Source organism: Nocardia sp. NPDC003345 (genome assembly GCF_053589395.1).
Genome location: NZ_JBSFRU010000223.1, coordinates 1 through 11,046, shown reverse-complemented (window position 1 = coordinate 11,046; position 11,046 = coordinate 1). Strand labels below are relative to the sequence as shown.

At 69.5% G+C, this 11,046-nt stretch carries 11 protein-coding genes; 4 read left to right on the top strand and 7 right to left on the bottom strand.

Annotation, left to right across the window (positions count from 1 at the left end; all coding sequences use genetic code 11):
- From ACWDU1_RS22105 to ACWDU1_RS22090, 4 genes are all read right to left on the bottom strand, one after another.
- A partial coding sequence (locus ACWDU1_RS22105) for a hypothetical protein (protein ID WP_450001106.1) occupies positions 1–244 on the bottom strand: 244 nt, incomplete at its 3' end.
- Between the two features lie 17 nt (positions 245–261).
- On the bottom strand, positions 262–1,689 hold the full coding sequence (gene purB, locus ACWDU1_RS22100; protein ID WP_450001105.1) for an adenylosuccinate lyase: 1,428 nt from the start codon (positions 1,687–1,689) through the stop codon (positions 262–264).
- Positions 1,690–1,695: 6 nt separating this feature from the next.
- A complete protein-coding gene (locus ACWDU1_RS22095) occupies positions 1,696–2,343 on the bottom strand; it encodes a TetR/AcrR family transcriptional regulator (RefSeq protein ID WP_450001103.1) in 648 nt (215 codons plus the stop codon).
- Between the two features lie 155 nt (positions 2,344–2,498).
- Positions 2,499–3,662 carry a pyridoxal phosphate-dependent aminotransferase gene (locus ACWDU1_RS22090; protein WP_450001102.1) on the bottom strand — a complete coding sequence of 388 codons (1,164 nt, stop codon included), beginning with the start codon at positions 3,660–3,662 and terminating at the stop codon, positions 2,499–2,501.
- 372 nt (positions 3,663–4,034) lie between these two features.
- On the opposite strand from ACWDU1_RS22090, the gene ACWDU1_RS22085 reads away from it, so the two are divergent.
- Together ACWDU1_RS22085 and ACWDU1_RS22080 are read left to right on the top strand one after the other, a co-directional pair.
- The gene (locus ACWDU1_RS22085; RefSeq protein WP_450001108.1) at positions 4,035–5,012 is read left to right on the top strand and encodes a M23 family metallopeptidase; all 978 of its coding nucleotides are present in this window, start codon (positions 4,035–4,037) and stop codon (positions 5,010–5,012) included.
- Positions 5,013–5,419: 407 nt separating this feature from the next.
- Complete coding sequence (locus ACWDU1_RS22080) at positions 5,420–5,974, top strand: transglycosylase SLT domain-containing protein (protein WP_450001100.1); 555 nt, start codon at positions 5,420–5,422, stop codon at positions 5,972–5,974.
- Between the two features lie 58 nt (positions 5,975–6,032).
- Here the strand turns inward: ACWDU1_RS22080 and purD are convergent, their stop codons facing one another.
- Complete coding sequence (gene purD / locus ACWDU1_RS22075; RefSeq protein ID WP_450001098.1) at positions 6,033–7,304, bottom strand: phosphoribosylamine--glycine ligase; 1,272 nt, start codon at positions 7,302–7,304, stop codon at positions 6,033–6,035.
- A 191-nt stretch (positions 7,305–7,495) separates the two neighbouring features.
- On the opposite strand from purD, the gene ACWDU1_RS22070 reads away from it, so the two are divergent.
- A complete protein-coding gene (locus ACWDU1_RS22070; RefSeq protein WP_450001096.1) occupies positions 7,496–7,873 on the top strand; it encodes a PH domain-containing protein in 378 nt (125 codons plus the stop codon).
- A gap of 101 nt (positions 7,874–7,974) precedes the next feature.
- A complete protein-coding gene (locus ACWDU1_RS22065; protein ID WP_450001094.1) occupies positions 7,975–8,400 on the top strand; it encodes an HIT family protein in 426 nt (141 codons plus the stop codon).
- Position 8,401: 1 nt separating this feature from the next.
- Here the strand turns inward: ACWDU1_RS22065 and ACWDU1_RS22060 are convergent, their stop codons facing one another.
- Both ACWDU1_RS22060 and ACWDU1_RS22055 read right to left on the bottom strand, forming a co-directional pair.
- A complete protein-coding gene (locus ACWDU1_RS22060; RefSeq protein WP_450001092.1) occupies positions 8,402–9,910 on the bottom strand; it encodes a sensor histidine kinase in 1,509 nt (502 codons plus the stop codon).
- A 20-nt stretch (positions 9,911–9,930) separates the two neighbouring features.
- Positions 9,931–10,656 (bottom strand): response regulator transcription factor, encoded by a 726-nt coding sequence (locus tag ACWDU1_RS22055; RefSeq protein ID WP_450001090.1) that lies wholly within the window; start codon positions 10,654–10,656, stop codon positions 9,931–9,933.
- Between the last annotated feature and the right edge of the window lie 390 nt (positions 10,657–11,046).

Below are 11,046 nucleotides of genomic sequence, written 5' to 3'. Positions count from 1 at the left end.
CGCGGCTGCGCCGCATTGCTTCGAGCGCTGACAGCAGACGCGGGCCGAACCCTTTGTGGGCCTCGCTGAACTCGGCGCCGGGAGGGTGGCCGGGTTCTGGGGAGTGGCGGATCCGGATGGGCTGGAGGGTGGGGCCGAAGGGACAGGCCCAGGGTTTGTGCTGGCCGCCGCGCGGACCCGCCTGGATCTGTGGCGCCGCGCCGTCGGCGGCCGCGGCGACCGATACCGTAGACCGGCTGCGCACCGGTCTGCGGGGAGCGGCTACAGGATCGGGGCGGGGGTGTAGCGGGCGGCTTCGGGGTAGGCGGCGGCGAGTTTGCCGACCTGGGCGACCACGTCGGCGACCTGGGCGTCGGCGGCGCCGATGAAGGCGGCCTTGTCGGCCAGGGCGGTGTCGAGGGCGGCGCGGTCCAGGGGCATCCGGTCGTCGGCGGCGAGACGATCCAGCAGGTCCGGTTCGCGGCCCTGTTCCCGCATTGCCAGCGCGACCGCCACCGCGTGCTCCTTGATGACCTCGTGCGCGGCCTCCCGGCCGACGCCGGCGCGGACGGCGGCCATGAGAATGCGGGTGGTGGCCAGGAAGGGCAGGTAACGGTCCAGTTCGCGGGCGATCACGGCGGGGTAGGCGCCGAATTCGGCGAGCACCGTCAGGAAGGTCTCGGTCATACCGTCGAGGGCGAAGAACGCGTCCGGCAGCGCGACCCGGCGCACCACCGAACAGAACACATCGCCCTCGTTCCACTGCGCACCGGCCAGTTCCGCCGCCATCGAGCCGTAGCCACGCAGGACTACCTGCAGTCCGTTGACCCGCTCGCAGGACCTCGTGTTCATCTTGTGCGGCATGGCGGAACTGCCCACCTGACCGGGCTGGAAGCCCTCGGTGACCAGTTCGTGGCCCGCCATCAACCGGATGGTGTGGGCCAGCGAGGACTGCGCGGCGCCGATCTGGACCAGCGCGGAGAGCACATCGTGGTCGAGCGAGCGCGGATAGACCTGGCCGACGCTGGTGAGGACTTCGGCGAACCCGAGATGCCGCGCCACCTGCCGCTCCAGGGTCGCGAGTTTGGCGGGGTCGCCGCCGAGCAGGTCCAGCATGTCCTGGGCCGTGCCCATCGGCCCCTTGATACCGCGCAGCGGATAGCGGTCGATGAGTTCCCGCAGCCGGGTGAGTCCGATGAGCAGTTCGTCGGCGGCGGAGGCGAACCGTTTGCCCAGGGTGGTGGCCTGCGCGGCGACATTGTGCGAGCGGCCCGCCATGACCAGCGTCTGATACTCGGCGGCGCGCTCGGCCAGCCGCGCCGCGACGGCGACCCCGTGCGCGTGGATATGTTCGAGCGAGAGCCGGATCTGCAGCTGTTCGACGTTCTCGGTGAGATCGCGGCTGGTCATCCCCTTGTGCACATGTTCGTGCCCGGCCAGCGCGTTGAACTCCTCGATGCGGGCCTTCACATCGTGGCGGGTCACCCGCTCACGTTCGGCGATGGCGGCCAGATCCACCTGTTCCACGACGCGCTGGTAATCGTCGACCACCCCGGCCGGCACGTCGACACCGAGTTCGGCCTGGGCGCGCAGCACCTCGAGCCACAGCCGCCGTTCGAGCACGATCTTGTGCTCGGGCGACCACAGGTGCACCAGCTGCGGACTGGCGTAGCGAGTGGCGAGGACGTTGGGGATCAGGTCGGAGGTCACGTCCGGTCAGTCTAGTGACCGGTACCGATCCACCGGCTGGTGCGTCGCGGGAGCGACGATATCGATGACTTCGAGCAGGGCTCCGCGGGCCAGACGCCGGGGTTGCGGATCGGGCTCGCTCAGCGCCGCGACCACCGCGCCGTCGACCACCGCGACCAGTCTGCGAAGTTGTTCGGGGCGCACGATCCGGTCGGACCGGCGCAGGACATGGGCAAGCAGCTCGTCGAGCTGCCCGCGTAGTCGTAGCTGGACCTCACGTAACTCCGGATGACGCGCGGAGGCGACCGTGCGCTCATAGCGCGCGATCAGCCGCCCGCGGGCGGCGCTGCCACCCTCGTCCACGCCGTCGGGCCCGATCAGCAGGTCGAGCACCAGCTCCGCGGTCGCGTCGGCACCGCGGCGGCGGTGGGTCACCTCGCCGATACGGCGGCGCATCGCGTCGAGTTCGGCGTTACCGCTGAACTCCACCGCCCGCGCGATCAGATCCTCGAGCGATTCGAAGTAGTACGTCGTCGACGCGAGCGGGAGTTCGGCGCGCGTGGCGACCGAACGGTGCCGCACCGCGTCGAAGCCACCCTCGAGCAGCAATTCGGCGGCAGCGGCCACCAGCGCCTGGCGACGCCGTTCACCTTTCGGAGTCGTCGCGGTTATCACCGTGCCATCGTGCCAGTCGTCATCAGTACATCCGTGCGAAATCAGGGAAAGGGAGAACAACCATCGATGTTTCTACCGCATCCGCGCAACAATGGTGTCGTACTGTGCAAAGTTATTGCCTGGCACAGTATTTCTGTCAACATGTTGTTTCGCTGTCAGTCCTGGTGACGCAGGTATCGGCCCAGCCGGGTGAGCGCGGCCTCGATATCGGCGGTCGCTCCGGCGAATGAGAGCCGCACGGTGCGATGCCCGTTCACGGTGTCGAAATCCAGGCCGGGCGCCAGCGCCACACCGGTATGGGCCAGAACGTCCGCGCACCACGCCATCGAATCATCGGTCAGGTGACCGATATCGGCGTAGGCGTAGAAGGCACCGTCGGCCGGGGCCAGATCGGTGATACCGAGCGCCGGCAGGCCGTCCAGCAGGATCGACCGGTTGATCGCGTAGCGGCTCACATGCGCGTCGAGTTCGGCCTTCGCCTCGGCGTCGAACGCGTACACCGCCGCGTACTGCGAGATGGCCGGCGGGCAGACCGTCATATTCGAGGCGAGGCGCTGCAGTGCGGGCCGCAGTGCGGCGGTGGCCAGCATCCAGCCGAGCCGCCAGCCCGTCATCGAGAAATATTTCGATACCGAGCCGATCACCACCGCGTTGGACGAGGTCTCCCACGCCGACGCGGTGCGCTCCGCGCCGTAGGTGATGCCGTGATAGATCTCGTCGGAGATCAGCAGGGTGCCGTGCGCGTCGCACCAGCGGGCCACGGCGGCCAGCTCGGACGGATCGATCATCGTGCCGGTGGGGTTGGCCGGACTCGCCACGATCAGGCCGCGCGGCGGTTCGGGCAGCGCGTCGAGCATGGCGACCGTGGGCTGGAAACGGGTTTCGGCCCGGCAGTCCAGTTCCACCACCCGGCAGCCGAGCGCGGTCAGGGTGTTGCGATACGCCGGGTATCCCGGACGCGCCACCACCACCGTGTCGCCGGGATCGAACGCCGCCAGGAAGATCAGCGTGAACGCGCCCGAAGAACCGGTGGTGACCACGACGTCGTCCGGGTCCACCGGATATCCGTAGGTCCGGTGATGGTGCCCGGCGATGGCCTCGCGTAACGGGAGGATGCCGAATGTCTCGGTATAGCCGAGCAATTCGGCGTCGAGCGCGGCCCGGGTGGCGCGCAGCACCGGCGCGGGCGCGGGCGTCGACGGCTGTCCCGCCGCCAGACTCAGCACATCTCCGTGCGTTCTGACGCGTTCGGCGGCGGCTTTCCAGACGTCCATCACGTAGAAAGGGGGGATGGTCGAGCGCCGAGATTCTGTGGACACCCGACCGACGGTAGAACACCGCATCGGGGCGATCGACGGCTATGGTCTGCTCTGATGCTCGATAAGGCCAGCCGGTCGGCCGCCGGGCCGACCCACTCCGACTCCGGATCCGCCGCGTCCGGCCGCGGTTCCGGGGTCCGGCGCCGACGCCGGATCCGCCTTCCGCGACCGGGTCCGAGGCCCGGGCGCGCCACGAAACCGGAGTCGGCGGACGGCCGTGATCCGGTCGAGAACCACGACGAGGCGCTGCCCGCGGGCCTCGCCGATACGGCGGAATCAGAGGACACGGCGGAGGCCGGCGGCCCGGCGGAATCAGAACACACGGCGGAAGCCGGTGACCCCGCCGCTGCCGACGGCGATCCGGTCGGGCGGGTGTCGTTGCGGCGCGCGGCCGCGGCGGGTGGCGGGCTGGTTATCGCACCCGGCTGGCGCGAACGGGTACCGGCGCCGCGGGCCTCCGTCGGCGCGCGATTCGCCGCGGCCTTGCGGTGGAGCCGGGAAACAGCGCGCGACCTCTGGCGACAGCGTCCCACTCCGGCCGAACTCCGCGATTTCGCGGCCCGGCGGCCGACGTCGGAGGAGATGACGGCCGCGGCCCGGCGGCACCGCTATCTCATCGGCGGACTCCTGCTCACCCTGCTGCTGGCGTCCGGGGATGCCGCCGGGAGTTTCCTGGTCACCGATCTGGCGCCGCCGCCGGGAGTCGCGCACCGGGTGGCGGTCGCGCATCCGCTGCAACTATCCGCCCCGGTCCCCTCGATCCGCCGCTACCTCGACGCCATCGACAACGGCGAACGACTCCGTGAGCAGGCCGTGGTGGCGGCCGCGTCCCGGGCGACCCTGGAACGCGCCAAAGCGGAGGCCGCCGCGGCGGCCGCCGGACAGGAACAGCCCTGGATCAACACCGCGCCGGGCGACCCCGGGCTCGGCACCGTCCCGCCGGGCGCCATACCGCCCGGCGCCGGCGGTTACGTCCTGCCCGCGCCGGGCACCTTCACCTCGGGCTTCGGCAGCCGGTGGGGCACCTTCCATCGCGGCATCGATATCGCCGGTCCGATCGGCACGCCCATCTACGCGGTCGCGGACGGCACGGTGATCGACGCGGGACCGGCGGCCGGGTTCGGATTGTGGGTGCGCATCAGGCACAACGACGGGTCCATCTCGGTCTACGGCCATATGTACGACTTCTTCGTCTCGGTCGGCGAGCGGGTCCCCGCCGGTATGCAGATCGCCCGCATGGGTAATCGCGGCGATTCGACCGGACCGCATCTACATTTCGAGATCATCATGGACGGGCAGCACGTCGACCCGCAGCGGTGGCTCGCCCTACACGGCCTTTCCTACGGCTGATCGATAACCGGCAAATTCACAGTGTTTCCGATCGGCATCGCAAGCGTGCGCCTCCGAATGTGATCGATATCGCCGTAACAGCAGGTCCATCGATTTCTCTCAGCACAATAGAACTTCTCATTCATTTTCAGTTCATCTTACGTTCATCTTCTGCAATCATTCTGTGATCGCCAGAAAACAGACCGCAAGCCTGTTTATCGCCCCGGTTCCGTATTCGCCCGAATACACCGTCGCGACGGCCCCGCCTGCTCGACCGGCTTCGGCCGGCACCCGGCGCACCGCAACTCGATTCGCGGACAACTGAATCTCCCGTCATACAAAGAAATCCACAAAAAGAAACAGCGCAGCACAGCGCCGACGGCCACCATGCCCGCCGGCGTGGCTCCCCTGCGCTGTCGGAGCCTCTGATGCACGTACGAAAACTGTTGCCCCTCCTGGCCATCGCCGCGGTCGCCGCGCTACCCGCCCAGGCCCACGCCGATATCGCCGGAGTTCCCGCCGAGTTGCAGGGCCCCGCGCAGCAACTCCAGCAGCAGGCCGGGCAGCTGCCACAGGATCAGCAGGAGCAGCTGCGGCAGTTCCTGCAGCCACTACCCCAGCCCGTCCCGCAACTCCTGCCGCAGATGCTGCCCCAGAGCTACCCCGACAACCTCGACGGCTGGATCCGGGGCGCCATGGATGTGCTCGGGCAGCACGGCATCCCCGGCAGCTACGAAGGCATCCACCGCAACGCCATGCGCGAATCCGGCGGTGACCCGCACGCGATCAACCTCTGGGATTCCAACGCCGCCGCGGGTATCCCGTCCAAGGGACTCATGCAGGTCATCGACCCCACCTTCGCCGCGTACCACGTCGAAGGAACCTCGTGGGATATCTACGATCCGATCGCCAATATCGCCGCGGCCTGCAACTACGCCGCCCACCGCTACGGCTCCATCGACAACGTGTTCGGGGCGTACTGACCCGGCGCGCTCACCCGGTGACGGCGGCGGCGACCCGGGCCGCCGTCACCGGAGCAGGTCAGAGACGGATACGGTCCTCGACCGCGGCCAGGCCGATATCCGACCGGAAATGGCCGCCGGTCAGTTTGATCCCCGCCAGCCGGTCGTAGGCGGCCGCCCGGGCCGCGGCCAGATCGGCGCCGGTACCGACGATATTGAGCACCCGGCCACCCGCCGACACCAGCGCACCGTCCTCACGCAGGGCCGTCCCCGCGTGCAGGACGGTCGCCGCGTCATCGGTCGCGGCATCGCTCGCACCGGTGATCACATCGCCGGTGCGCGGCCGCGCCGGATAGTTCTCGGCGGCCAGCACCACGGTGATCGCGGCACCACCGCGCCACCGCGGCGCGGGCAGATCCGCCAGGGCCCCGGTCGCGGTCGCGAACAACAATTCCCCGAGCGGGCTCTCCAGCAGCGACAGCACCGCCTGCGTCTCCGGATCACCGAACCGGCAGTTGAACTCCACCACCGCGGGCCCGGCCGCCCCCATCGCCAGCCCCGCGTACAGCAGACCACTGAACGGATTCCCGCGACGCACGAGTTCGGCGGCCACCGGTGCCACCACATCGTCGACGATCCGCTCGACCGCGCCCTCGGGCAGCCACGGCAGCGGGGTGTAGGCCCCCATCCCACCGGTATTCGGACCGGTATCCCCGTCACCGACCCGCTTATGATCCTGCGCCGGCAGCAGCGGCACCACGGTCTCGCCGTCCACCAGGCAGAACAGCGACACCTCCGGACCGTCCAGGAACGATTCCAGCAACACCGGGTGGCCCTGTTCGAGCAGTTCCGCCGCATGATCACGCGCCGCCGAACGGTCCGGCGTGACCACCACGCCCTTACCCGCCGCCAGCCCGTCGTCCTTGACCACCCAGGTCGGGCCGAAACGATCCAGCGCGGCATCCAGCTCCGCCGGGCTGTCCACGATCTCGCTGTGCGCGGTCCGCACCCCCGCCGCCGCCATCACATCCTTCGCGAACGCCTTCGACCCCTCGATCCGCGCCGCCGCGGCCGACGGACCGAAGCACGCGATCCCCGCCGCGCGCACCGCGTCGGCCACCCCCAGCACCAGCGGCACCTCGGGCCCGATCACCACCAGATCGGCCGCCACCTCCCGGGCCACCGCGACCACCGCCTCGGCCGAACTCGCGTCCACCGGCCGCACCTGCGCCAACTGCGCGATACCCGCGTTACCCGGGGCCGCGACGAGCGCGCTGACCGCCGGATCCCGACGTAGCGCAAGGACGAGGGCGTGTTCACGGGCTCCGGAACCGATGACGAGTACTCGCACCCGGACAGCTTATAGGTGCCGCCCTCCCGCCCGGCGGCCCAGTCTCGCCCCCGCCCCCGCAGGTACCAGCGAGTTCGCCACAGCGGCGGCCGGACCCGCGCGCACCGTGGATGATGGTGGTGAAACACCCGCAGTGGGTGGGCAACTCGCGCGCCCCGCGCGTCGGCGCGCCAACCGGGAGGACGGACGTCATGGGTCTGATGGACGGAATCATGGGCAATGCCGGGCAGATGGAGCCGGCCGCCGCCCAACAGGAATACCAACGGCTGCTGGGCAACGGTGAACAGATCTACGCCGCCTACGTCCTGGTCCGCGACGCCATGCTCTTCACCAACCGCCGGCTCGTCATGATCGACAAACAAGGGCTGTCGGGCCGGAAAATGAATTACCACAGCGTCCCCTACCGCGCCATCACCCATTTCGCGGTGGAAACGGCCGGCACCTTCGACCTCGACGCGGAACTCGTGATCTGGATAGCGGGCACCGACACTCCGATCCAGAAGAAGTTCAACCGCCAGGTCGACATCTACGAGGTCCAGGGCATTCTCAGCCACTTCGTAGCTGTGTGATCGGAGCGAACCCGGCCGTCGCGGGCCGAACCTGTTCGAGGAACACCGGACACGAGGGGGCCGAACACCCCGGCGCCGAAGGGGCCGCAAATAATACAGCTATGGCTTCTGTATTCAGTGCGATCATCGCTGGTGACCTGCCGGGCCGGTTCGTCTGGGAGGACGACGAATTCGTCGGGTTCCTCACCATCGCGCCGGTGACACCGGGCCACACCCTGGTGGTGCCGCGCGCGGAGATCGACCAGTGGCAGGATATCGAGCCCGAGGTCTTCGGGCGGCTCACCGCGGTGGCCCAGCAGGTCGGGCAGGCGGTGCGGGCCGCCTGGGACGCGCCGCGGGCGGGACTGCTGATCGCGGGACTCGAGGTGCCGCATCTGCATGTCCATGTCTTCCCGGCGTTCACCATGGGCAATTTCGATATCTCCGGGGCCGACCCGAACCCGGAACCTGCGTCGATGGACGACGCGCAGGCGCGGATCAAACAGGCGTTGCGGGACCTCGGTTACGGAGCGAACGTCCCGGCCTGACTCAGCGGGCGGTCTCCGGGGCGCCCTCAGAACCGGACGCGGCGGTCGGCTCCGGCCGTCGCCGCGGCAACCGCACCGTGAAGGTGGTGCCCCGGCCGGGTTCGCTGTCCACCCCCACGGCGCCGCCGTGGGCGCCGACCAGCGCCTGCACGATCGACAGGCCGAGCCCGGCGCCGCCGCTCACACGGCTACGGGAATCGTCGGCGCGATAGAACCGCTCGAAAACCCGATCCGCCTGTTCGGCGGGCATCCCCGGCCCGGTGTCGGCGACCTCGATACGTACCTCATCGGGGCCGGGGGTGAGCCGGACGGTCACCGCGGCCTCCGGCGGGGTGTGCACCAGAGCGTTGTTGAGCAGATTCGCGAGCACCTGGCGCAACCGGGCCGCGTCACCGGGAACCTCGGCGGTACCGGTACCGGGACATACCTCGAACTCGATCGAGCGCTCGGCGCCGCTGCCGGCCTGGGTCGCGGCCACCGCGCGGGCGCTGTGCACGGCGTCGCTGGTCAGCGCGAGCAGATCCACCGGGGCATACGCCACTGGGCGCTCGGCGTCCAGCCGCGCCAGCATCAGCAGGTCCTCCACCAGCAACCCCATCCGCCTCGACTCCCGCTCGATGCGGTCGAGCAACATATCGGTATCCCCGGTGGCGCCCTGCCGGTACAGCTCCGCGAAACCCTTGATCGTCGTCAGCGGCGTCCGCAGTTCGTGGCTGGCGTCGGCGACGAAGCGCCGCATCTTCTCCTCCGACCGCCGGGCCGCCTCCTCGGATGCCTCTGTGGCGGCGAAACCCCGCTGAATCTGGGAGAGCATGGCGTTCAGCGACTGAGCCAGCCGATCCACCTCGGTATTCGTCCCGCGCACCGGCACCCGGCGATGCAGATCCCCGGCCGCGATCTCGGCGGCGGTCTCCTCCACCTGCGCCAACCGGCGCAGGCTGCGACGGATCACGAAATACGCGGCGACCGCCAGCAGCACCAGCACCAGCGCGCCGATCACCAGCTGCAATACCACCAGCCGTTCGACGATCGCCTCGGTCTCGTCCAGACTCAACGCCACCACGCTCGTACCGTCCGGGTTCTCGGTATAGCGCACCCGCCACCGACCGGAGCCCCCGTCGGTCGAGCCGGTGGTGAACGTGCCCGGCCGCATCTCCTCCGGCAGATCCGGCGAACCGTTGCGACCCGGATCGGCCTGCAGGAAGAACTGGCCGGAGGTGTCCTGCACCCGCACATAGAACAGCACCGGCGGCCGCTCCCGCCCCGGCTCCCCCGGCAACGGCATCAACCGCCGCCCACCCGGGCGGGCGAAGGTATGCGCCGCTTCCTCCAGCTGCTGGTCCACTCGATCGATCAGCGTTGTCCGCAGCGCGGAGGTCACCGCCAGACCGGAAGCCAGCAGGCCCGCCGCCGCCAGCGCCACCAACGCCAGCACCAAGGTCACACGCAGCGGAACGGCCGCGATCCGGCGGGCCACCCCCAGACGCGGACCCCGAGCCGGAGCCTCCACACCCTCCGGACCCGCCCCGCTCACGCCCGCCCCGACCGCGACTCTCGCATGACATACCCGACCCCGCGCAAGGTGTGGATCAACCGCCGCGGGCCGGTATCGACCTTCTTACGCAGGTACGACACATACGTCTCCACAACGCCGACCTCGCCGCCGAAGTCGTAACGCCACACATGGTCCAGAATCCGCGGCTTACTCAGCACGGTCCCGGCGTTCACCATGAAATACCGCAGCAGCGTGAACTCCGTCGGCGACAGAGCCACCGGCTCCCCCGCCTTGAACACCTCATGGGTGTCGTCGTCCAACTCGATATCGGCGAACCGCAGCCGGGACCGCTCCCACTCGGGGGCGGCACCGCCGGCGCGCCGCAGAATCACCCGCAACCGCGCCACGACCTCCTCCAGGCTGAACGGTTTGGTCACATAGTCGTCGGCACCCAAGGTCAAACCGGTGACCTTGTCCTGCACATCGTCGCGGGCGGTCAGGAACAGCACCGGGGCGTCGACACCGTCCGCCCGCAGGCGCCGCAACAACCCGAACCCGTCCATCCCGGGCATCATGACGTCCACGATCAAAGCGTCGGGCCGGAACCCGCGCGCCACGTCCAGGGCCTGCGCGCCGTCGGCGGCCGAAGCGACCTCGAACCCCTGGAACCGCAGGCTGACCGTCAACAACTCGACGATCATCGCCTCATCATCCACCACCAGCACCCGGGCTTCGGGTGCCGCGCCCCGCGCACCAGTCATACCCCCATCCTGACTCTTACCGCTGGCACTCGGCTGGACACTCCCTGTGAACACGCTGTGGACGGGGAAGGCGAGCCGGGGAATGCAGCGAGACGGGGAGGGGCGTCTCGGGGGTGGCTTGTGAGGGTGGGCAGGTGTTCTTACTTACCAAGGGGAGAAGGTGAACCCGCCCGCCAAGGCGAGGAGGTGACCCCGGCCGCCAAGGCGAGGAGGTGACCCCGGCCGCCAAGGCGAGTAGGTGACCCCCCGCGCGAGGTGAGTAGGTGACCCCGCCCGCCAAGGCGAGGAGGTGTCCCCGCCCGCCAAGGCGAGGAGGTGTCCCCGCCCGCCAAGGTTCTGTGTTTATTGGCGCGGCTTCGCCGCGCGGGGTTCGGCCCCCTGAGCGTCTGC